Annotated in this window: 26 protein-coding genes; 22 read left to right on the top strand and 4 right to left on the bottom strand. The window is 63.3% G+C overall.

The genetic code is table 11. From position 1 onward, the window contains the following. Positions 1 to 73 precede the first annotated feature (73 nt). Genes NKH70_RS01475 through NKH70_RS01460 form a run of 4 tightly spaced genes read left to right on the top strand, consistent with a single transcriptional unit; the run spans position 74 to position 1853 of the window. On the top strand, positions 74 to 913 hold the full coding sequence (locus NKH70_RS01475) for an urease accessory protein UreD (RefSeq protein ID WP_352911915.1): 840 nt from the start codon (positions 74 to 76) through the stop codon (positions 911 to 913). Positions 914 to 941: 28 nt separating this feature from the next. Continuing rightward, complete coding sequence (locus tag NKH70_RS01470) at positions 942 to 1244, top strand: urease subunit gamma (RefSeq protein ID WP_023677011.1); 303 nt, start codon at positions 942 to 944, stop codon at positions 1242 to 1244. A gap of 19 nt (positions 1245 to 1263) precedes the next feature. Further along, the gene (locus NKH70_RS01465; RefSeq protein WP_352911913.1) at positions 1264 to 1518 is read left to right on the top strand and encodes a DUF1272 domain-containing protein; all 255 of its coding nucleotides are present in this window, start codon (positions 1264 to 1266) and stop codon (positions 1516 to 1518) included. A 29-nt stretch (positions 1519 to 1547) separates the two neighbouring features. After that, entirely contained in the window at positions 1548 to 1853 is a 306-nt protein-coding gene (locus tag NKH70_RS01460; protein WP_352911909.1) for an urease subunit beta, read from the top strand. A gap of 26 nt (positions 1854 to 1879) precedes the next feature. Here NKH70_RS01460 and NKH70_RS01455 read toward each other — a convergent pair whose 3' ends face one another. Together NKH70_RS01455 and NKH70_RS01450 are read right to left on the bottom strand one after the other, a co-directional pair. Further along, positions 1880 to 2374 (bottom strand): hypothetical protein, encoded by a 495-nt coding sequence (locus tag NKH70_RS01455; RefSeq protein WP_023722544.1) that lies wholly within the window; start codon positions 2372 to 2374, stop codon positions 1880 to 1882. 126 nt (positions 2375 to 2500) lie between these two features. Continuing rightward, on the bottom strand, positions 2501 to 2884 hold the full coding sequence (locus tag NKH70_RS01450) for a hypothetical protein (protein WP_352911905.1): 384 nt from the start codon (positions 2882 to 2884) through the stop codon (positions 2501 to 2503). Between the two features lie 176 nt (positions 2885 to 3060). On the opposite strand from NKH70_RS01450, the gene NKH70_RS01445 reads away from it, so the two are divergent. From NKH70_RS01445 to NKH70_RS01410, 8 genes are all read left to right on the top strand, one after another. Further along, positions 3061 to 3402: a DUF6547 family protein gene (locus tag NKH70_RS01445; RefSeq protein WP_352911902.1), complete on the top strand. Its 342-nt coding sequence runs from the start codon at positions 3061 to 3063 to the stop codon at positions 3400 to 3402. A 170-nt stretch (positions 3403 to 3572) separates the two neighbouring features. Beyond that, positions 3573 to 5288, top strand: a complete 1716-nt coding sequence (ureC, locus tag NKH70_RS01440) for an urease subunit alpha (protein WP_352911899.1) — start codon at positions 3573 to 3575, stop codon at positions 5286 to 5288. Positions 5289 to 5335: 47 nt separating this feature from the next. Then, positions 5336 to 5929 (top strand): hypothetical protein, encoded by a 594-nt coding sequence (locus NKH70_RS01435; RefSeq protein WP_352467774.1) that lies wholly within the window; start codon positions 5336 to 5338, stop codon positions 5927 to 5929. A 57-nt stretch (positions 5930 to 5986) separates the two neighbouring features. Further along, positions 5987 to 6571 (top strand): urease accessory protein UreE, encoded by a 585-nt coding sequence (locus NKH70_RS01430; protein WP_352977120.1) that lies wholly within the window; start codon positions 5987 to 5989, stop codon positions 6569 to 6571. After that, positions 6558 to 7253: an urease accessory protein UreF gene (locus NKH70_RS01425; RefSeq protein WP_502908305.1), complete on the top strand. Its 696-nt coding sequence runs from the start codon at positions 6558 to 6560 to the stop codon at positions 7251 to 7253. The genes NKH70_RS01430 and NKH70_RS01425 overlap by 14 nt, the downstream gene beginning before the upstream one ends. Continuing rightward, positions 7250 to 7690 (top strand): DUF3995 domain-containing protein, encoded by a 441-nt coding sequence (locus tag NKH70_RS01420; protein ID WP_352911891.1) that lies wholly within the window; start codon positions 7250 to 7252, stop codon positions 7688 to 7690. The genes NKH70_RS01425 and NKH70_RS01420 overlap by 4 nt, the downstream gene beginning before the upstream one ends. Next, positions 7687 to 8328, top strand: coding sequence for an urease accessory protein UreG (gene ureG / locus NKH70_RS01415; protein WP_352911888.1), 642 nt, complete (start codon positions 7687 to 7689; stop codon positions 8326 to 8328). Before NKH70_RS01420 ends, ureG begins: the two co-directional genes overlap by 4 nt. Positions 8329 to 8409: 81 nt before the next feature. Continuing rightward, complete coding sequence (locus NKH70_RS01410) at positions 8410 to 9177, top strand: class II aldolase and adducin N-terminal domain-containing protein (protein WP_352911885.1); 768 nt, start codon at positions 8410 to 8412, stop codon at positions 9175 to 9177. A 22-nt stretch (positions 9178 to 9199) separates the two neighbouring features. Here the strand turns inward: NKH70_RS01410 and NKH70_RS01405 are convergent, their stop codons facing one another. Further along, positions 9200 to 9832: an HAD family hydrolase gene (locus tag NKH70_RS01405; RefSeq protein ID WP_352911882.1), complete on the bottom strand. Its 633-nt coding sequence runs from the start codon at positions 9830 to 9832 to the stop codon at positions 9200 to 9202. Between the two features lie 329 nt (positions 9833 to 10161). Here NKH70_RS01405 and NKH70_RS01400 point away from each other — a divergent pair, with 329 nt between their 5' ends. Next, positions 10162 to 11121 carry a sugar-binding transcriptional regulator gene (locus NKH70_RS01400; protein ID WP_352716338.1) on the top strand — a complete coding sequence of 320 codons (960 nt, stop codon included), beginning with the start codon at positions 10162 to 10164 and terminating at the stop codon, positions 11119 to 11121. A 75-nt stretch (positions 11122 to 11196) separates the two neighbouring features. Here the strand turns inward: NKH70_RS01400 and NKH70_RS01395 are convergent, their stop codons facing one another. After that, a complete protein-coding gene (locus tag NKH70_RS01395; protein WP_292662415.1) occupies positions 11197 to 11382 on the bottom strand; it encodes a hypothetical protein in 186 nt (61 codons plus the stop codon). A gap of 110 nt (positions 11383 to 11492) precedes the next feature. Here NKH70_RS01395 and gcvA point away from each other — a divergent pair, with 110 nt between their 5' ends. The 9 genes from gcvA (at position 11493) to NKH70_RS01350 (ending at position 21413) form a co-directional block, all read left to right on the top strand. Continuing rightward, complete coding sequence (gene gcvA / locus NKH70_RS01390; protein ID WP_292662413.1) at positions 11493 to 12404, top strand: transcriptional regulator GcvA; 912 nt, start codon at positions 11493 to 11495, stop codon at positions 12402 to 12404. 221 nt (positions 12405 to 12625) lie between these two features. Next, positions 12626 to 13936 (top strand): ABC transporter substrate-binding protein, encoded by a 1311-nt coding sequence (locus tag NKH70_RS01385; protein ID WP_352467784.1) that lies wholly within the window; start codon positions 12626 to 12628, stop codon positions 13934 to 13936. Between the two features lie 113 nt (positions 13937 to 14049). Next, on the top strand, positions 14050 to 14922 hold the full coding sequence (locus NKH70_RS01380) for a carbohydrate ABC transporter permease (RefSeq protein WP_031195183.1): 873 nt from the start codon (positions 14050 to 14052) through the stop codon (positions 14920 to 14922). An 11-nt stretch (positions 14923 to 14933) separates the two neighbouring features. After that, positions 14934 to 15758 carry a carbohydrate ABC transporter permease gene (locus NKH70_RS01375; RefSeq protein WP_352911877.1) on the top strand — a complete coding sequence of 275 codons (825 nt, stop codon included), beginning with the start codon at positions 14934 to 14936 and terminating at the stop codon, positions 15756 to 15758. A gap of 51 nt (positions 15759 to 15809) precedes the next feature. Next, positions 15810 to 16814 (top strand): ABC transporter ATP-binding protein, encoded by a 1005-nt coding sequence (locus NKH70_RS01370; RefSeq protein ID WP_352977118.1) that lies wholly within the window; start codon positions 15810 to 15812, stop codon positions 16812 to 16814. After that, a complete protein-coding gene (locus NKH70_RS01365) occupies positions 16811 to 17581 on the top strand; it encodes an L-iditol 2-dehydrogenase (RefSeq protein WP_352977117.1) in 771 nt (256 codons plus the stop codon). Before NKH70_RS01370 ends, NKH70_RS01365 begins: the two co-directional genes overlap by 4 nt. Positions 17582 to 17652: 71 nt before the next feature. Continuing rightward, positions 17653 to 19131, top strand: a complete 1479-nt coding sequence (locus NKH70_RS01360; protein WP_352911872.1) for a mannitol dehydrogenase family protein — start codon at positions 17653 to 17655, stop codon at positions 19129 to 19131. A 15-nt stretch (positions 19132 to 19146) separates the two neighbouring features. Continuing rightward, on the top strand, positions 19147 to 19830 hold the full coding sequence (locus tag NKH70_RS01355) for an HAD family hydrolase (protein ID WP_352977116.1): 684 nt from the start codon (positions 19147 to 19149) through the stop codon (positions 19828 to 19830). Beyond that, entirely contained in the window at positions 19827 to 21413 is a 1587-nt protein-coding gene (locus NKH70_RS01350; protein WP_352977115.1) for an FGGY-family carbohydrate kinase, read from the top strand. Before NKH70_RS01355 ends, NKH70_RS01350 begins: the two co-directional genes overlap by 4 nt. The last annotated feature ends 10 nt before the right edge of the window (positions 21414 to 21423 follow it).

Here is a 21423-nt window from a genome sequence, read left to right as displayed (position 1 = left end):
TATAGAAACCGAAACGCTGTCAAGCAACAAGCTATATATCGACAAAGCCGCCGCAGTGCTTAACGTTGGTGTCGTGGATACGATCGCATATAGCTTGACCCCAGTGCCGGCCCAGCGTGTTGCCGGCGTCGCGCGGCTTGGCTGCGACTGGAACGGAGGCCGCACGCGTCTTCGGCGGCTGTACCAGGACGGCTCTGCCAAGATCCGCATGCCGGCGGTCTCGGCCGATCCGCTCGAAGCCGTCCTGATCAACACTGCCGGCGGGCTGACCGGTGGCGACCGTCTCGCCTGGGAGGTCGATGTCGGTGCCGGCGCCGCCGCAACCATAACGACGCAGGCCTGCGAGAAAATCTACCGCGCCGCATCCGACCGCGCCGAAGTGCGGGTGCAGCTGACCGTCGGCGAAGATGGCCATATTGCCTGGCTGCCGCAGGAAACCATCGTCTTCGACCGCTCGGCCTTTGCCCGCACACTTGACGTGGAGCTTGCCGCCGGAGCCGAGGCGCTGATCCTGGAGGCTACCGTCTTCGGCCGTCTGGCCATGGGTGAACGGGCAGCGCAAGGCCATTTCCACGACCGCTGGCGTGTCCGCCAGGACGGGAAGCTGGTCCATGCCGAGGAGTTCCGCATCGGGCCCGACATTGCGGCCACCTTGAACCGCACGGCAGTTGCCGGCGGTGCCGTCGCCGTGGCGACGCTGCTGATGGTGTCGCCGCGGGCAGAGGCTTTGCTCGAGCCGGCCCGGGGCATAGTCGGCGGCCAGGGCGGCGTCAGTTTCTGGAGCGTGCGGAAATCTGGCAAGCTTCTTGCGAGGCTGTTCGCCGAGGACGGCTACCAGCTCCGCAAGCGGCTGGTGCCGCTTGTCGAATCGCTCAACGGACGGGCAGGCCTGCCCAAATTATGGTCACTCTGATTTCGATCGTGCCACTGCAGGAAAAAGCATGAATCTGACGCCGAGGGAGAAAGACAAGCTGCTGATCGCCATGGCGGCGATCGTGGCCCGCAAGCGGCTCGAACGCGGCGTCAAGCTCAATCATCCGGAAGCGATCGCGCTGATCACCGATTTCGTCGTTGAGGGGGCCCGCGACGGCCGCGCGGTCGCCGAGCTGATGGAGGCCGGTGCCCATGTCGTCACGCGGGCCCAGGTGATGGAAGGCATTGCCGAAATGATCCACGACGTGCAGGTCGAGGCGACGTTTCCAGACGGCACCAAACTGGTGACCGTGCACGAGCCGATCAGATAACACCGCCAAGGAGAGGAAAATGCTTGAGCTGCGTCCCAACTGCGAGTGCTGCGACAAGGATCTGCCGCCCGATGCGACGGATGCGGTGATCTGCACCTTCGAATGCACCTTTTGCGCCGACTGCGCACAAAACGTGCTCGGCGGCGCCTGCCCGAATTGCGGCGGCAACTTCTCGGCCCGCCCGATCCGTCCGGCAGCGCTGCTGAAGAAATATCCGGCCTCCACCAGACGTGTGCTGAAGGCCGAAGGCTGCGGCCCCCGCAAGGCCGCCTGATCCGGCGACCGTGAAACGGAAGGCAATCAATGATCCCTGGCGAAATCATCACGGCAAGCGGCGAGATCGAGCTGAACAAGGGACTGCCGACGGTCACCTTGAAGGTAGCCAACAGCGGCGACCGGCCGATCCAGGTCGGCAGCCATTACCACTTCTTCGAGACCAATGCGGGACTGAGATTCGATCGCGACAAGGCCCGCGGCATGCGCCTCGACATCGCTGCCGGCACCGCGATGCGCTTCGAGCCGGGGCAGGAGCGCGACGTTACTCTGGTGCCGCTCGGCGGCAAGCGCGAGGTCTACGGGTTTCAGCAGAAGATCATGGGCGCGCTGTGAGATCGAAGGCGTCGAGCAGTTTCGGCTCAGCCGGGCGGCTTGGCCGCCGCATAGATGACGACCTTTCCGGGATCGTCGAATTCTACCGCCAGAACGTCCTCGGTCTGCACTCGCCGCGAGTCGATGGCGTTGAACAGCAATGCGTTCGCCTCGATCTCCTTGCGCAGCTCGGCAATGTCGTCCCGATGTTGCCTGACCTTGTTCTCGATCGCCGGCGGCGGGCCGCCTTCGGTGCGCGCGGCGTCGGTAAGAAACACGATATCGACCTTGTCGAGCTTGGATGTCTTGCGCACGACGGCGATGTTTTCACGCGTGCGGTCAATCGCCGAACTGACCTTGCCGGCTTCCGCATTTGTCTTGGTCTCTTCCTGGCCGACCTCCGAGCCGACGATCCGGTTGACGGTCTCGGCGCTGTCCAGGCTTTGCGCGTTCAGCGCGGCGTGCGGAATGCTGGCTGCCAGAAACGCGGTTGCGGCAATCCCATGCAGCCATCTGGTGTCGGAGAAGGTGGTGATCGCCATCGCTCGTTCTCAGGGTCCTTTTCGAGGCTTGTGTCAGGGCGACAGGACCGAAACGTAACGTCCCCCGTGAAGGTTCCCTTTGCGATGCGGCGGGCTGACCGGGCGCCGGCCCGCCGCCTCGTCTCGTCAGCTCGCTTTCTTGGTGATCAGCGTCAGCGCGCCATTGGTGCTCATGCTGGCGGCGATCACCTGCGCCGAGGTGAGCCCCTTGGCTTCGAGCGCGGATTTGACCTGCGGTGTCGCGTCGATCGAGCCGCGCAGTTTCTGCAGGTCGGCATCGCTGCGCTTGGCGATCACCTCGTTGACCTTGGCTTGAGTGTCCGCCGGCAGATCCTTGATATCGACGACGTTGATCGCCTGGATGGTGGGCGCCTGCGGCTGCGCCCCGGGTGCGGCAGGAGCAGGCGCCGCCGGCGCCGGACTGGGCTGCTGCGCAGGCTGTTGCTGGCCGCTGGCGGCAGTTGCGAGCACCAGCGTGGCGGCGGCTGCCAGAAGGGTCGTTTTGCGCATGGATGTTCCTTTCCATCGATTGGCAAATGGTCGTTTTGGGGTGGCCCGGCCACCTCAAACGCTAAATGGGATCGGAAAGTGTCGCTCAGCGGGTCATTGCGTGACCATAGGATGGCGGCAATGTGGGGCCCGGCCGCGGGCAGGCCGTGTTTCAGCAGAAGGCAGTGGGGAAAACTATGATTTCCGCGAGCTTTTCGGAAGGCGGTTTGCGCTACCAGAAATTCATCGACGAATTTGTCGAGCTTTCGGGCTCCGAGGTCGTAGCAGATCGGATTAGAAAGTACGGGCATACGGAACGCACGAACCACGACGATTTGCCGTTGGATTTGCAGGAGGAAACAAGAAAGGCATTTCTCCTGTCACTCACCGGATCGAATAGGGAAATTGTTGCGCAATTGATCGAAGACGCTCGAAGTAGTGCAGTCCACGATGTTCTTTCCCATCTTCAGTGGAAGCACACATGTGGAGGGCTCGATTTGACTGTCGACGGCTATCGGCTGCCGAGGGAGCCGTTCTGAGGCAGTATGCATATGGACTACATGTGCCGGCGAGCCGGGGATCCGTGGCCCGAAGAGGATCCCGAGACTAACTAGCGAAGACGTCAGTGCGGCCCGCACGGGGGACTTTGGGGTTAAAGTAAGTAGCCATTCTGGCCGTTGAGGGCCGCATCCGCAAACAGGGAACATCCATGCCCGCCAAAATCACCCGCGCCGCCTATGCCCAGATGTACGGCCCGACCGTTGGCGACAAGGTCCGGCTCGCCGACACCGAGCTGTTCATCGAAGTCGAAAAGGATCTCACCCTTTACGGTGAGGAGGTGAAATTCGGCGGCGGCAAGGTCATCCGCGACGGCATGGGCCAGAGCCAGGTTTCGCGCGCGCAAGGCGCGGTCGACACCGTCATCACCAATGCGCTGGTCGTCGATGCCACCGCCGGCATCGTCAAGGCCGATATCGGCCTCAGGGACGGCCGCATCGCCGCGATCGGCAAGGCCGGCAATCCGGATACTCAAGGCGGCGTTACCATTATCATCGGCCCGGGCACCGAGATTATTGCCGGCGAGGGCAAGATCGTGACCGCCGGCGGCTTCGACGCGCATATCCACTTCATCTGCCCGCAGCAGATCGAGGAAGCGCTGATGTCGGGCATCACCACCATGCTCGGCGGCGGCACCGGCCCGGCCCACGGCACGCTGGCGACCACCTGCACGCCGGGGCCGTGGCATCTGGCGCGCATGATCCAGTCTTTCGATGCCTTCCCGATGAATATCGGCCTGTCGGGCAAGGGCAACGCGTCGCTGCCTGCCGCGCTCGAGGAGATGGTGCTCGCCGGCGCCTGCTCGCTGAAGCTGCACGAGGACTGGGGCACAACGCCGGCTGCAATCGACTGCTGCCTGTCGGTCGCCGACGATTACGACGTGCAGGTGATGATCCACACCGACACGCTGAACGAGTCCGGCTTCGTCGAAAACACGGTCGCAGCGATCAAGGGCCGCACCATTCACGCCTTCCACACCGAAGGCGCCGGCGGCGGCCACGCGCCTGATATCATCAAGGTCTGCGGCCTGCCCAACGTCATTCCGTCCTCGACCAATCCGACCCGCCCCTACACGGTCAACACGCTGGCCGAACACCTCGACATGCTGATGGTCTGTCATCACCTGTCGCCGTCGATCCCCGAAGACATCGCCTTTGCCGAGAGCCGCATCCGCAAGGAAACCATCGCCGCCGAAGACATTCTGCACGACATCGGCGCCTTCTCGATCATCTCGTCGGACAGCCAGGCCATGGGTCGTGTCGGCGAAGTGGCGATCCGCTGCTGGCAGACCGCCGACAAGATGAAGCGCCAGCGCGGTTCGCTGCCGCAGGAGACCGGCAACAACGACAATTTCCGTGTCCGCCGCTACATCGCCAAATACACCATCAATCCGGCCATCGCGCATGGCCTGTCGAAGGACATCGGTTCGGTGGCGGTGGGAAAACGCGCTGACCTTGTGCTGTGGAACCCGGCCTTCTTCGGCGTCAAGCCGGACATGGTGCTGATTGGCGGCATGATCGCCGCCGCCCCGATGGGCGATCCCAACGCCTCGATCCCGACGCCGCAGCCGATGCACTATCGGCCGATGTTCGGCGCCTATGGCAAGGCGATGACCAATTCGTCGGTGACCTTCGTTTCGAAGGCCGCGCTCGATTCCGGCCTGCGCGGCAGGCTCGGCATCGACAAGCAGATGGTGGCGGTAGAGAACACCCGCGGCGGCATTGGCAAGCACTCGATGGTGCTCAACGACGCCACGCCGCATGTCGAGGTCGACCCCGAAACCTATGAGGTCCGCGCCGACGGCGAGTTGCTCACCTGCGAGCCGGCCACCGTGCTGCCGATGGCGCAACGCTACTTCCTGTTCTGAACCATAGGCGTTAGAACGACCGACGTAGAACATGCCGCGCCAGGCCTATGGACCAGCAACTCCCCTACGCCCACGACATTTTCCCTCATATCCGCATCGTCCTGGGCATGGTGATCGGCCTCGGCGTCACCCGCCTGCTGTCGGGGCTCGCCCGCATCGTCCAGCATCCCGGCCAATACCGGCTCTATCCCGTGCACCTCGCCTGGGTTGCGTCGGTGCTTTTAATGCTGGTGCATTTCTGGTGGTGGGAGTTCGGCCTGTTCCAGATCGAGAATTGGACCTTCGGCAAATACCTGTTCATCATCTTCTACGCCGTCACGCTGTTCCTGCTCTGCGCGCTGCTGTTTCCGGATTCGATGCTGGACTACACCAGCTATGAGGATTTCTTTTATTCGCGCCGGGCCTGGTTCTTCGGCCTGCTGGCGGCGACCTATCTGCTCGACGTGGTCGATACGCTGCTGAAAGGGCCGGCGCATTTCGCACATTTCGGCGTCGAATATCTGATCCGCACGCCGGTTTTCGTAGCGCTTTGCGTCATTGCGGTCCTGCTGCGCGACCGCCGCTTTCACATCGCCTTTGTCGCCGGCGCGCTCGTCTATCAGATATCGTTTATCCTGCGGCTCTTCGACACGATTGTTTGAGCGCCATTGGGGCGGCTGATCGGTATAGTCTAGGCTTTTTGCGAAAGGTAGTCTTACATGAAGCTCGACATCCGCACCGACTTCACCAAATTCCCGCGCGCTGTGGCGGTACTAGCTGCCGGCAAGGCCGGAACCACTACGCCGTATGACAGCGCAGTGCTTGCCCATGACGAGCGGCATCTGCGCCGTCGCGCCATCGAAACGGCCCGTAGCGACAAGGTGCTGGTCGACCTGCCCGAACCGGTGACCTTGAACCATGGCGACCGGCTGGTGCTGGAGGATGGCCGCCACATCGAGATCATCGCGGCGGCGGAGCCGCTCTACGACGTCCGGGCCAGCGACCCTGTTCATCTGGCCGAGCTTGCCTGGCACATCGGCAACCGCCATCTCGCAGCCGCCATCGAAGCTGGGCGCATCCTCATCCTGCGCGACCATGTCATCAAGGCGATGCTGGAAGGGCTTGGCGCCACCGTGAGCGACGTTTCCGAACCGTTCAAGCCGGTGCGCGGTGCCTATTCCGGGCATGGCGGGCACGGCCATGCTCATGCCGAGGTGCATGCACACAGCCACGCCGAAGCGCATTCCCATAGCCACAGCGAATCGCATTCCCACAGCCATTCGCACGACCATGATCATGACTGACCAGCCCTCCAACGTGGCCCAGCCTTCCAACGTTGCTTTGTTGCGGCTGATGGCGTGGCTGTCGCCGTCTTTTCCGGTCGGCGGTTTTTCCTACAGCCATGGCCTGGAACAAGCCGTGCATGCCGGGCTGGTTGCCGACGGCAAAGAGCTCGCCGCGTGGCTGGAGACGCTGGTCGAGATGGGTTCGGGCTGGAACGATGCGGTGCTGTTTGCCGAAAGCTGGCGCCGTGCGCGCGAAGCCGGCGATCTCGCCGAAATCGCAGCACTCGCAGAGGCCTTGGCCGGCTCGCGCGAGCGTCATGCCGAAACCATGCTGCAGGGCGCCGCCTTCCTGAAGGCGGCCTCGGCCTGGCCGTGCCAGGTGCTGGACCGCCTGCCGGCCGAATGTGCCTATTGCGTCGCCGTCGGTGCCGTCGCCGGCGGCCACGGAATTATGCTGCGGGATGCGCTGGCCGGCTTCCTGCAGGCCTTCTTTTCCAACCTCGTCCAGGCCGCGATCCGGCTTGGTGTCGTTGGCCAGACCGGAGCGACCGCGCTGCTCGCCGGCTTCGAGCCGCTGGCCTTGGCGACTGCAGCCCGCGCTTCCGACTCGACCCTCGACGATCTCGGCGGCTGCGCTTTTATCTCCGACATCACGGCGATGAAGCACGAGACCCAGTATTCGCGGCTGTTCCGCTCATGATCGTCCTAGCCTCCGCGCTCTCCTCGGTCCTGCTGCTGATCACCGCACTGCATGTCTATTGGGGCATTGGCGGCATCTGGCCGGGCAGGGACGCTGCCTCCTGCGCCCGCGCCGTCATCGGCTTTCATGGCGTCGACGAAATGCCGGCACCCTTCGCCAGCTTCGCCGTCGCCGCATGTCTCGGCCTGGCGACACTGTGGCCGATGGCGCTCGAGGGCATCTTTGCCACGCCGTTTCCCAAGGCTGGGCTTGCCGCCACGTCACTGCTTATCGCCCTGGTTTTCCTGGCGCGCGGCATTGCCGGCTTCACGTCCTGGTGGCGCCGGCTGACGCCCGAACAGCCTTTCGCGCGGCTCGATCTGCGTTACTATTCGCCGCTGTGCCTGCTGATCGGGCTTGCCTTCGCCATTCTTGCCTTCACGGAGTTCCCCGCATGATATCGCCCAACGGTCCTCTTCGCATCGGCATTGGCGGTCCCGTCGGCTCGGGCAAGACGACGCTCACCGAAAAGCTCTGCAAGGCGCTGCGTGACGAGTTCTCGATCGCCGTCGTCACCAACGACATCTACACCAAGGAAGACGCCATGATGCTGGCCCGGCTGCAGGCGCTGCCCGAGGATCGCATCGTCGGCGTCGAGACCGGCGGCTGTCCGCACACCGCCATCCGCGAGGACGCCTCGATCAATCTGCAGGCGATCGCCGAGATGACCAAAAAATTCCCGGATCTCGACATCGTCTTCATAGAATCGGGCGGCGACAACCTCGCCGCCACCTTCTCGCCGGACCTTGCCGACCTGACGCTCTATGTCATCTCGGTTTGCCAGGGCGAGGAGATTCCGCGCAAGGGCGGGCCGGCGATCACCCGGTCCGATTTCCTGGTCATCAACAAGAGCGACCTTGCGCCCTATGTGAACGTCAATCTCGACATCATGGAACGCGACGCTGCCCGCATGCGCGGCAAACGGCCGTTCGGCTTCACCGACCTGTCGCGCGGCAAGGGACTGCAGGAGGTGATAGATTTCATCGTCGAGCATGGCGGGCTCAGGGTCGGCGCGGCCACCAGCACGGCGGCATAACGGCGCTCGCCTGCACCAAACGAAACCGGTTGCGCGTGTTCCAGCCGCGCGGCATGCTCGCTCCATTCACGGAGGTCTACGATGAGCATCACGCGCCTGCAGAAGGAAGTGCTGACCAACCTGCCGTTCTATGAGGAGCGCGTCGATCTGGCTTGCGCCTTCCGCTGGACGGCGCGGCTTAACATGCACGAGGCGGTGGCCAACCATTTTTCGCTGGCGGTCAACGACGATGGCTCGCAATTCCTGATGAACCCTAACCAGGTGCATTTCTCGCGCATCAAGGCGAGCGATCTGCTTCTGATCGACGCCAATGATCCCGACACGCTGGTCGGCCCGAATGCGCCCGATCCGACGGCGTGGGGGCTGCATGGTGCCATCCATCGCAACGTGCGTCATGCGCGCTGCGTCATGCATGTCCACTCGATCCACGCCACCGTGCTTGCCTCGCTTGCCGACTCGACGCTGCCGCCGGTCGACCAGAACTCGGCAATCTTCTTCAACCGCCATGTCGTCGACGCTCATTATGGCGGGCTGGCCTTCGAGGAAGAGGGCGAGCGCTGCTCGCAGCTTCTTGTGGACCCGAAGGTCAAGGTCATGGTGATGGGCAACCATGGCGTGCTGGTCATCGGTGACAGCGTCGCCGACACCTTCAACCGCATGTTCTATTTCGAGCGCGCCGCCGAAACCTATATCAAGGCGCTGTGGACAGGCCGGACGCTGCGGGTTCTGTCGGATGAGATCGCCGAAAAGGCGGCACGGGAACAGGAAGACTATCCCGGCCAGGCCGAGCGCCACCTTTCCGAACTGAAGGCGATCCTCGACGAGCAGGAGCCTGCCTACCGGAACTGAGTGCAGTCCCGCCGGGCCTGGCTTAAAGCCCGAGCTTGGCCCGCAATTCGTCGGCGCTGTTGATGACAATCGCCCCCGGCGGCCCTTCCATGGGCACCTCTGGCCAGAAGATCGTCTTCATTCCCGCTGCCAGCCCCGCCGTGGCGCCGGTCACGCTGTCATCGACCGCCACGGCCTCGGCGGGATCGACGTCGGCCAACCAGGCGGCGCGCAGGAAAGGTTCGGCATGCGGCTTGCCTTCGCGCACGTCGTTGCGGCTGACCGTCTTCATGCCGGGATAGACGAGGCCTACGGCGCGCAGATTGGCATCGACGATCAGCCTGTCCGAGTTGGACACCACCGCTTGCGGCACGCCAAGCTCCCGCAGCTCATTGAAAATCTCGATCGCGCCGCTGCGTGGCGTCAGCGTTTCGGCCATCGGCAGATAGTGATCGTATTTGCGCACGATCCAGTCGTCGAAAGGCAGGTCGAGGCCGAACTCGTCGCGCAGCATTTCGTAGACCGGCCATGCGGCGATGCCGAGCACCCGCTCGTGCAGGTTGGCCGGCGGTGCGATGCCGACGCTGTGCAGCGCCGCAATCAGCGCTGCCTCGTGCAGCGGCTCGCTGTCGACCAGCGTGCCGTCCATATCCCAGAAAACCGCTTTCGGCGTCATGCAAGGCTCCATTCTCCAAAATCCCTTAAAGCGTTTAGCGCGGGAGATAAACCGCCGCGTCCCCGCTAATGCATGTCGCGCAAAAGTGTGCAGCGGTTTTGCGATAACGACATGCATGAGGCCGATCGAACACGTCGCGCTTTGGAACCGAGATTGGTGCGACCTCGACAGCCTTGCTGTTGCGACGAGACTAGGTCGACCCCGTCACTTCGTTCGAACCACCAAGTCCTTAAGCAATTGCTCGTACAATAGGCAATTGCGCGCAAGTTCATTCCCTGCGAAACTATGGTACTCCGCCTCTTATGCTCGGCGGGTTGGGAGGCAGGAACTTGAATTCGCGGCAGGACAGCGGCGGCAACAGGCTGGACGACGCGGCGCGCGCCGGATGGCTCTATTACGTTGCCGGCAACACCCAGGACCAGATCGCCGCCACGCTTGGCATCTCGCGGCAGACGGCGCAGCGGCTGGTGTCGCTCGCAGTCTCCGAAGGGCTGATCAAGGTGCGCGTCGACCATCCGATCGCCAATTGCCTCGACCTTGCGGCACGGCTGAAATCGCGCTTTGCCCTTGATCTGGTCGAGGTGGTGCCGAGCGACCCGTCTTCGTCCTCCACCGTCATCGGCGTCGCAGAGGCGGCGGCGGCCGAGATCGAGCGGCGGCTGAGGTCGCCGACCCCGATTGTCATGGCGATCGGCACCGGCCGCACGCTGAAGGCCGCGATCGAGCAGCTGCCGCCGATGGAATGCCCGCAGCACAAGGTGGTATCGCTGACCGGCAACATCTCGCCGGACGGCTCGGCCGCCTTCTACAACGTCATCTTCACCATGGCCGACAGGGTCAAGGCGCGCTCGTTTCCGATGCCTTTGCCGGTCATCGCCTCCTCGCCGGAGGAGCGCGAGATGCTGCTCAGCCAGCCGATGATCCAGCCGACGCTGGCGCTTGCGGCCGAGGCCGACGTCACTTTTGTCGGCATAGGCGATCTCGGCCCGAAGGCGCCGCTTTACGAGGACGGCTTCATCTCGGAGGGTGAATTGAAGGCGCTGCAGAAGGCCGGCGGCGTCGCCGAGATCGTCGGCTGGGTGTTCGATCGCGACGGCCGCATGATCGACGGCATCACCAACGACCGGGTGTCGTCGGCGCCGCTGCCGTCGCGCGAAAAGTCGCTGGTGATCGCGCTTGCCATGGGCGACCGCAAGCTGCCGGGCATCTTCGCCGCCGTCAACCGGCGGCTGGTCAACGGCCTGATCACCGATGAGCGGACCGCCGCCGCCCTGCTGGCGGGCGCATGATCTCCGAGCCCCTGACGGTCGGAAACGATCATGTGAAATCGAAACGCATCTGAACCCCCGATAAAACGAGCGACACTACTGGCGACGGCCGCAAGGATCATTGCCGTCGAGGAAGCCCATGTCTCGCTGCAGATGCGGCGGCAGTTCCCGGACGTCGAGATAGGCCCGTTTCCGCGCCGCGTGCCTTGCCAATCCCCGCGCCAGCCGTGAAAACCAGCCATGGGCTGGAGCAAGAAGCAGCTTTTCCTGTATTGTGGTCATGATCGTCAGCCTTCGCTATCTCTAGGCGTAATTGATCTTCAACACGGAATATCGGTAGGACCGGCCGGTGCCGCCAATCAAACGTCGATCACTGCCCATAAGGAGGGCTTATGCCGGAGCTCAATTCACGACAGCTGGTTTCGCAGCTTCCTCCGCTTCAGGCGATCCGGGTGTTCGAGGCCGTGGCGCGGCATCTCTCGTTCACCAAGGCCGCCCAGGAGCTTGGCATGACGCAGGCGGCGGCAAGCTATCAGATCAAGCTTCTGGAGGAGCGCATCGGCGCGCCCTTGTTCCTGCGCCAGCCAAAACAGATCGTGCTGACCGAACCCGGCCAACGCCTGGCGCCCGCGGTCAGCGAAGCATTCGCGCTGTTGAGCGGCGCCTATGCCGCCGCGCGCACCGGCGCCGACGGCGTACTTTGCGTTTCGACGCTGCTGACCTTTGCCTCCAATTGGCTGGCGCAGCATCTCGGTTCGTTCCAGGTCGCGCATCCGTCGCTGGCGGTGCGCGTCGACACCTCGAACAGGGTTGTCGACTTTGCCAGAGAGGATATCGACATCGCCATCCGCTCCGGTGGCGGCAACTGGCCGGGCGTCGAGACCCATATGCTTTTCAGGGCCGATTTCACGCCGGTTCTCAGCCCAAAGCTCGCGGCAAGCATCGGCGGCGTCAAGGAGCCGGCCGACTTGCTGCGGCTGCCGATCCTCGACCCGGGCGACATCTGGTGGCGGGACTGGTTTGCCGCCGCCGGCCTGCCGGTCGAGGAACTGGCCAAGCGCCCCGGCACCAGCATGGGCGCGCAGGCCTATGAGGCCAACGCCGCGATTGCCGGCCACGGCGTGGCGATCGTTACCAAGGCGCTGTTCAAGACCGAACTTGCCGACGGCCGCCTGATCCAGCCCTTCGATCTTGTTGGTGACGACGGCCATGCCTATTGGCTGGTCTATCCGACAGCGCGGCGCAACGTGCCGAAGATCCGCGCCTTCCGCGATTGGATCCTGAGCGAGATCGCTTGCCAATAGGCTGAATCCCAGCCACCCGGACAGCAAAGCTCCGGCTTTTGGCGGCGCGATGAGCCCGACCGAACCCCTCTCACATATCCCGCGAGTGGCCCAGGCTTGCCGCTGCACGAGACCGACGTGCTGCGCTGCAGCAACGAATCCGTCTTGACATAATTCACCGCAAGTGAGTAATTGCTCACAGCCAAGGCAAATGCTCATCTTGGTTTATGGGAGGAATTTTGATGAAACTTCGCACGTTCACCCTAGGCCTGTTCTCGGCCAGCGCGCTTGCTTTCGCCGCGCATGCCGAATCCATCACCATCGCCACGGTCAACAATGGCGACATGGTCCGCATGCAGAAGCTGACCGACGACTTCACCGCAACGAATCCCGACATTCAGCTGCAGTGGGTCACGCTCGAGGAAAATGTCCTGCGCGAGCGCGTCACCACCGACATCGCCACCAAGGGTGGCCAGTACGACGTGATGACCATCGGCACCTACGAGGTGCCGATCTGGGCCAAGCAGAGCTGGCTCTTGCCTCTCGACAAGCTCGGCGACGATTACGACGTCAAGGACATCATCCCGGCCATAGCCGGCGGCCTGTCGGTCGACGGCAAGCTCTATGCAGCGCCGTTCTACGGCGAAAGCTCCTTCGTCATGTACCGCAAGGACCTGATGGAAAAGGCCGGGCTCAAGATGCCCGATGCACCGACTTGGGACTTCATCAAGCAGGCCGCCGACAAGATGACCGACCGCGCCAACGGCGTGAACGGCGTCTGCCTGCGCGGCAAGGCAGGCTGGGGCGAGAACATGGCCTTCCTGACCGCCATGTCGAACTCGTTCGGTGCGCGCTGGTTCGACGAGAACTGGAAGCCGCAATTCGACCAGCCCGAATGGAAGAACACGCTGCAATTCTATGTCGACCTGATGAAGGCCGACGGCCCCGAGGGCGCGTCGTCCAACGGCTTCAACGAAAACCTGGCGCTGTTCCAGCAGGGCAAATGCGGCATGTGGATCGACGCCACCGTCGCTGCCTCCTTCGTCTCCGACCCGAAGAACTCCACCGTCGCCGACAAGGTCGGCTATGCGCTGGCGCCGGACAATGGCCTCGGCAAGCGCGGCAATTGGCTGTGGGCATGGTCGCTGGCCATCCCCGCCGGCACCCAGAAGGCCGACGCCGCTCAAAAGTTCGTATCCTGGGCTACCAGCAAGCATTATGCCGAGCTCGTCGCCTCGAAGGAAGGCTGGGCCAACGTTCCGCCGGGAACGCGCTCCTCGCTCTATGCCAATCCCGAGTACCAGAAGGCAGCGCCTTTCGCCAAGATGACGCTGGACTCGATCAACTCCGCCGATCCGACGCACCCAACCGTCAAGCCGGTGCCTTATGTCGGCGTCCAGTTCGTCGCCATTCCTGAGTTCCAGGGTCTCGGCACCACCGTCGGCCAGCTCTTCTCAGCGGCACTTGCCGGCCAGTCGAGCGTCGACGATGCCTTGAAGCAGGCGCAGGACGCCGCCACCGCGACGATGACCGAGGGCGGTTACATCAAGTAGGTTCCTCCCGGTGCCGGTTGCCAATAGCAATCGGCACCGGCCGCCCGAATCCCAGTTCGGGCGGCCAGCTTCATACCGCTGAAAAACTTGGCTGACCTCGAAGGGTGACCGTCATGGCTACTCAGCAGACCCGTTCGCTTGCCCGTTTCATGATGGCGCCATCCGTGGTGCTGCTGCTGGTTTGGATGATTGTGCCGCTGGCATTCACGCTGTGGTTCTCCTTCCAGCAGTACAATCCGCTCAATCCGATGCGCGACGGCTTCGTCGGCTTTTCGAACTACGCGCTGTTCTATTCCAACCCGGCATTCCTGCAGTCGATCCTCAACACGCTCACCATCGTCGTCAGCGTGCTTTTGATCACGGTGATCGGCGGTATCTTGCTGGCGCTTCTGCTCGATCAGCCGATGTGGGGACAGGGCATCGTCCGCATCCTCGTCATCTCGCCGTTCTTCGTCATGCCGCCGGTGGCAGCACTGGTCTGGAAGAACATGATCATGCATCCGCAGTACGGTGTCTTCGCCGATATTGCGCGCTTCTTCGGCGGGCAGCCGATCGACTGGTTCGGGCAGCACCCGCTCCTGGCGATCATCATCATCGTTGCCTGGCAGTGGCTGCCGTTTGCGACGCTGATCCTGTTGACCGCGCTTCAGTCGCTCGACGGCGAGCAGAAGGAAGCCGCCGAAATGGACGGTGCCGGCTTCATCAGCCGCTTCATTTATTTGACGCTGCCGCATATGTCGCGCGCCATAACCGTCGTCATCCTGATCCAGACGATCTTCCTTCTGTCGGTCTATGCCGAGATCCTCGTCACCACCAATGGCGGCCCGGGTTACGCCTCTACCAACCTGCCCTTCCTCGTCTACCAGAAGGCATTGCTGGAGTTCAAAATCGGCCAGGCGTCCGCCGGCGGCATCATCGCCGTCATTCTCGCCAACATCGTCGCCTTCTTCGCCATGCGCGCCGTCGGCAAGAACCTGGACAAATAAGGGAGGCTAAGATGGCACGTGCAGTCACCACCCAGCACAAGACGATTGCGACCGCGGCCGCCTGGATCGTCGCGCTACTGATCTTCTTCCCGATCCTCTATACGATCATCACTTCGTTCAAATCGGAGCAGGAGGCCATCCAAGGCTTCAACCTGTTCCCGTCGGGAACCACGGAGAGCTATTCCGAGGTCCAGGCGCAGAGCGGCTATTTCAAATTCTTCCTGAACTCGGTGTTCCTGTCGGTCGGCTCGACCGTCCTGGCTCTGCTTGTCGCCGTACCGGCGGCATGGTCGATGGCGTTTTCGCCGAGCAAACGCACCAAGGACATCCTGATGTGGATGCTTTCCACCAAGATGATGCCGGCCGTCGCCGTGCTGTTCCCGATCTATCTGATCTTCCGCGATACCGGACTGCTCGACAGCCGCATCGGCCTGATGGTCATGCTGATGCTGATCAACCTGCCGATCGTGGTCTGGATGCTCTACACCTATTTCCGCGAGATCCCGGGCGAGATCCTGGAAGCGGCGCGCATGGACGGCGCATCGCTCTGGAACGAGATCATCTACGTGCTGACGCCGATGGCGGTGCCCGGCATCGCCTCGACCATGCTGCTCAACATCATTCTCGCCTGGAACGAGGCGTTCTGGACGATCCGGCTGACCACCACCGAGGCCGCGCCGCTCACCGCTTTCATCAGCTCCTTCTCCAGCCCGCAGGGGCTGTTCTGGGCCAAGCTTTCGGCCGCCTCGACGCTGGCGATCGCGCCGATCCTGATCATGGGCTGGTTCAGCCAGAAGCAGCTGGTCCGCGGCCTGACATTTGGGGCAGTAAAGTAACGGAAACTGCCTGACGCAAAACGACGAAATAGCCCTTCGGGGGAGGAAATCATGGGAAACATCACGCTCAAGAACGTCTCCAAATCCTTCGGGGCGACATCCATCATTCCCGGCCTCGACCTGGTCATCGAGAACGGCGAGTTCGTCGTCTTCGTCGGCCCGTCAGGCTGCGGCAAGTCAACGCTGTTGCGTCTGATCGCTGGCCTGGAGGATACCAGCGGCGGCACCATCAATATCGATGGCCGCGACGTCACCGGTGAGGCGCCGGCCAAGCGCAAGCTGGCGATGGTGTTCCAGTCCTATGCGCTCTACCCGCACATGACGGTGGCCAAGAACATCGCTTTCCCGCTGAAGATGGCGGGCGAGGACAAAGCCACCATCGACAAGAAGGTGAAGGACGCCGCGCGGATTTTGAACCTCACCAACTACCTCGACCGCCGCCCCGGCCAGCTCTCCGGCGGCCAGCGGCAGCGCGTCGCCATCGGCCGCGCCATCGTGCGCCAGCCATCGGCCTTCCTGTTCGACGAGCCTTTGTCCAATCTCGACGCGGCGCTGCGCGGCACCATGCGGCTGGAGATCAGCGAGCTACACCACCAGCTCAAGACAACCATGGTCTACGTCACCCACGACCAGATCGAGGCGATGACCATGGCCGACAAGATCGTCGTGCTCAATGCCGGCAATATCGAGCAGGTTGGCTCGCCTATGGAGCTCTACAAGACGCCGAAGAACCTGTTCGTCGCCGGTTTCATAGGTTCGCCGAAGATGAACCTGATCGAAGGCGCGCCGGCCGCCAAATATGGCGCCAACACAGTCGGCATCCGCCCGGAGCATATGAACATTTCGAAGACGTCAGGCGACTGGAAGGCGACGGTCGGCGTTGCCGAGCATCTCGGCTCCGACACGTTTTTGCACGTCCAGGCAGATGGTGTCGGGCAGCTGACGGTGCGTGCCGACGGCGAGCTGGCCGCCCATCACGGCGACACGATCTACCTGACACCGGACAAGACCAAGCTGCATCGTTTCGGCACCGATGGGAAGGCGATGCTGCAATGAGGCTCGGAGGTAAATCGGCGCTGATCACCGGATCGGCGCGCGGCATCGGCAGGGCGTTTGCCGAAGCCTACATGCGGGAGGGGGCGACCGTCGCCATCGGCGACATCAATCTCGAGGCTGCCGAGAAGACGGCTTCGGAAATCGGCGGCAATGCCTACGCGGTGAAGCTGGACGTCACCGATCTCGCGTCGATCGATGCGGCCGTCAAGGCGGTCGAAGCCAGGGCCGGCGGCCTGGATATCTTGATCAACAACGCTGCTTTGTTCGACCTGGCGCCGATCGTCGAGATCACCAAGGCAAGCTACGACAGATTGTTTTCGGTCAACGTCGCCGGCACGCTGTTTACGTTGCAGGCCGCCGCCCGTTCGATGATTGCCCGCGGCAAGGGCGGCAAGATCATCAACATGGCGAGCCAGGCCGGGCGCCGCGGCGAGGCGCTGGTCGCCGTCTACTGCGCCACCAAGGCGGCGGTCATCTCGTTGACCCAGTCGGCAGGGCTCGACCTGATCAAGCACCGCATCAACGTCAATGCCATCGCCCCGGGTGTCGTCGACGGCGAGCATTGGGACCATGTCGATGCCCTGTTCGCCAAGTTCGAGAACCGGCCGAAGGGTGAAAAGAAGAGACTGGTCGGCGAAGCCGTGCCTTATGGCCGCATGGGCACGGCGCAAGACCTCACCGGCATGGCGGTGTTCCTGGCCAGCGACGAGGCCGAATACATCGTTGCCCAGACCTATAATGTCGATGGCGGCCAGTGGATGAGTTGAGGGGGCGAAGGCGCTCTTCTCCCCGTCTCCTCCACGGGGGGAAGAGCCGTCCCGCTAAAGGGTAAAAGCAGATGACCGTGAAACTCTCTTCTTCCATCCTGGCCAAGCTGCCGCCCAAGGTCGCCGGCCCGAAATACGATCGCGTCGCGCTCAAGGCCGGCATCGTGCATTTCGGCGTCGGCAATTTCCATCGCTCGCACCAGGCCGTCTATCTCGACGACCTGTTCAACTCGGGCGTCGGCCACGACTGGGCCATTGTTGGCGCCGGCGTCTTCGAGGGCGAGAAGGTCGGCCGCGGCAAGTTGCAGGAGCAGGACTGGCTGACCACCGTGGTCGAGCAGGACAGCGGCCATATGAGCGCGCGCGTCACCGGCGTCATGATCGACTTCCTGGTGCCTGGCGACGCGATCGCAATCGTCGAGCGGCTCGCCGATCCGGCGATCAAGATCGTTTCCCTGACCATTACCGAGGGTGGGTATTTCATCGATCCGGCTTCAGGCGTCTTCAATCCGACGCATCCCGACATCGTTGCCGACGCGCAACCCGGGGCGACACCGAAGACCGTTTTTGGGCTCATCCTCGCCGGGCTGCTGCGCCGCCGCGCCGACGGTATCGTGCCCTTCACCGTCATGTCCTGCGACAACATCCCCCATAACGGCCACGTCACCTCGGATGGCGTCATCGGCCTTGCGCGGCTGATCGACGAGGATCTGGCAAACTGGGTGAGCGAAAACGTTGCCTTTCCCGACGGCATGGTCGACCGCATCACGCCGGCCACCACCGACCGCGAGCGCGGCATTCTCTCCAGCGAGTTCGGCCTCGACGACAATTGGCCGGTGTTTTGCGAGCCGTTCAAGCAATGGGTGCTGGAGGACCGTTTCACCGACGGAAGGCCGCCGCTGGAACAGGTCGGCGTGCAGTTCGTCAGCGACGTCGCGCCCTATGAGCTGATGAAGATCCGCATCCTAAATGGCGGCCACGCGACCATCGCCTATCCGGCCGGGCTGATGGACATCCATTTCGTCCATGAGGCGATGCAGGAGCCTCTGGTACGCGGCTTCCTCGACAAGCTCGAGCATGACGAAATCATCCCGACCGTGCCGCCGGTGCCGGACACCGACCTCGAAGATTACTACCAGCTCATCGAGCACCGCTTCTCCAATCCGAAGATCGGCGACACCATACGCCGGCTTTGCCTCGACGGCTCCAACCGCCAGCCGAAATTCATCATTCCGACCATCGCCGACCGGCTGAAGGCTGGCAAAAGCGTCGTCGGCCTGGCGCTGGAATCTGCGCTCTGGTGTCGCTACTGCTTCGGCACCACGGATTCCGGTGCCGTCACCGAGCCCAACGACCCGAACTGGGGCCGGTTGCAGGCGACAGCCAAGGCGGCCAGGGGCATGCCTGCCGCCTGGCTTGCCATGGAGGACATCTATGGCGACGTCGGACGCTCGGCGCCGTTCGCCGAAGCGTTCGCCCATGCGCTCAAATCGCTGTGGGCGGACGGCGCGCGCGCGACACTGACGCGCTATCTCGCCGGCGAACTCTGAAGCCGATCCAGCGCGATGACGCCTGAACTGGTCATTTTCGACTGTGACGGCGTGCTGGTGGATAGCGAGATGCTGTCCGTCTCGGCATTGCTGGAGATGATCGCGCTTGCCGGCGGCAACGTCAGCGAGGACATTGCCTACGAGCACTTCCTCGGCAAGAGCATGAAGAGCGTCCGCGAAATCCTCGCAAGCGACTTCGGGCTCGATCTCACCGACCAGCATCTGATCGAGATGCGCTCCGAACTGATGCGCAAGTTCCGCCAGGAGCTGAAACCGATGCCAGGCATCGCACAGGTCCTGCCGAAGCTCGGCGTGCCGTGCTGCGTCGCCTCCTCCGGCACGCTGGAGCGAATCCGCTATGCGCTCCAGGTTACGGAGTTGCTTGGGCTACTGGAGCCGCATTTGTTCAGCGCTGCCATGGTGGCGCGGGGCAAACCGGCGCCTGACCTTTTTCTCCACGCAGCCGACAAAATGGGGGCTGTTCCGCGAAACTGCCTCGTCGTCGAGGACAGCCCTGCCGGCATCGAAGCGGCTCGGGCGGCCGGCATGCGCGTCCTTGCCTTCACCGGCGGCTCGCACACCGGCAACCCGGCACTGAAAGCGCGGCTTGCGTCGAGTGAGCCGGACTTTATATTCGCTGACATGCTGCAATTGCCCGATCTGATTGCAGGCCTGGGAGCGAGAGCAAGAACACCTTGACCAACAGTTTCGTTTGCGCGGTCGATGTCGGCACCGGAAGCGCCCGTGCCGGCATTCTCGACACCGCTGGCGCCTTGCTCGGCCGCGCCGAGCACCCGATCGCCATGCAACAGCCGAAGGCCGATCACGCCGAGCACGATTCGCAGGATATCTGGTCGGCAGTGTGCAGTGCCGTGCGCGCTGCCCGCGAAAAGGCGGGCGTGAAGGCTGAGGATATCGTCGGCATCTCCTTTGACGCCACCTGCTCGCTGGTGGTGCGAGACCGGCATGGCGGCCAGCTCAGCGTATCCGTCACCGGTGAAAGGCGCTGGGACACCATCGTCTGGCTCGACCATCGCGCCATTGCCGAGGCCGATGAATGCACCGAAAGCGGCCATGCCGTGCTCGACTATATCGGCGGCGTGATGTCGCCGGAAATGGAGACGCCCAAGCTGATGTGGCTGAAGCGCAACCTGCCCGGAACATGGAACGAAGCCGGCTACCTATTCGACCTCACCGACTTCCTGACCTGGAAGGCGACCGGCTCGCTCGCCCGTTCGCAATGCACGCTGACCGCCAAATGGACATATCTGGCCCATGAAGAAATCGGCTGGCGGCGCGACTTCTTCGAAGCGGCCGGGCTCGGCGACCTTTTCGAGCACGGCAATCTTCCGGAAAAGGCAAGCCCGGTCGGTGCCGATATCGGCCCGCTCGGCGCGCAAGCTGCGGCGGAGCTTGGCCTCACCGAAAAATGCCGGGTCGGCGCCGGCGTCATCGATGCCTATGCCGGCGCGCTCGGCGTGCTCGGCGGTTTCGCCGGTGAAGCGCAGGACATCGGCCGCCATCTGGCCCTGATCGCCGGCACGTCGAGTTGCGTCATGGCGATGTCGCCCGATCCGCAGCCTTTCGCCGGTGTTTGGGGTCCTTACTATGGCGCTGCCCTTCCCGGCCTGTGGCTGTCGGAAGGTGGCCAGTCAGCCACCGGCGCGCTGCTCGATCACATCATCCGCTGGCATGGCGCCGGCGGCGAGCCGGATGCCGTCATGCATGCCAGGATCGCCCGCCGCGTCGCCGAGCTGCGCGCCGCCGAGGGCGGCAACCTCGCCGCAAGACTGCACGTACTGCCCGATTTCCACGGCAACCGCTCGCCGCTCGCCGACCCGCATGCCGTCGGCGTCATCAGCGGGCTGACGCTGGATTCCTCCTTCGACAGCCTGTGCAAGCTCTACTGGCGCACCGCTGTCAGCATCGCGCTTGGCGTACGCCATGTGCTGGAGGCGCTGAACGAGAACGGCTATCTGATCGACACGCTGCACGTCACCGGCGGCCACACCAAGAACCCGCTGTTGATGGAGCTCTATGCCGACGCCACCGGCTGCGCGGTGGTCGAGCCGCTGGCGGACGAGGCGGTGCTGCTCGGCACCGGCATGATTGCCGCCACCGCTGCCCGGCTTTTTCCCGATTTGAACGCTGCCTGCATCGCCATGCAGCAAGGCGGCAAGACACGAGACCCCAATCCAGCTGCCGCCGGCCGGTTCGATCGCGACTACCGCGTGTTTCTCGAAATGCACAGGCAAAGGCAGGCGCTGGACGCGATCCGATAGATCGGGATCG

Source organism: Mesorhizobium sp. M0991, from assembly GCF_040318915.1.
Lineage (GTDB): Bacteria > Pseudomonadota > Alphaproteobacteria > Rhizobiales > Rhizobiaceae > Mesorhizobium.
Note: the sequence above shows the minus strand (reverse complement) of the source record. Positions and strands in the feature narration are given on the sequence as shown.